At 67.6% G+C, this 272-nt stretch carries 1 pseudogene; it reads right to left on the bottom strand.

The annotated features are described in order from the left end of the window. Positions 1-272, bottom strand: a pseudogene (locus WDW90_RS39440) (ABC transporter permease); the annotation flags it as partial.

Here is a 272-nt window from a genome sequence, read left to right as displayed (position 1 = left end):
CGGATTGTCGGCGAACGGGATATAGCCGGTAGCGGGGAAGATCCGAATGGCCACTGCGAAGAGGGCGACCAGAAGGATGGCGACCCAGTAGCTGGGGAGCGCGAGGCCGATCAGCGAGATCGCATCGAGGAGCTTGCCGAGTGCGCCTCCGCGCACGGCGCTCGCGAGTCCGAGCGCCGTGCCGAGAACCGCGATCACGAGCGTCGACAGGACCATGAGGGAGAGCGTCACCGGCACCCGGGCAATGATCAGCGTGCCGACAGGGTCGCCGC

Origin of the sequence: Methylobacterium nigriterrae (assembly GCF_037106235.1) — a bacterium.
In the GTDB taxonomy this organism is placed as follows: Bacteria; Pseudomonadota; Alphaproteobacteria; order Rhizobiales; family Beijerinckiaceae; genus Methylobacterium; species Methylobacterium nigriterrae.
The sequence above is the reverse complement of the archived record's forward strand: the minus strand, read 5'-3'. Positions and strand labels throughout refer to the sequence as shown.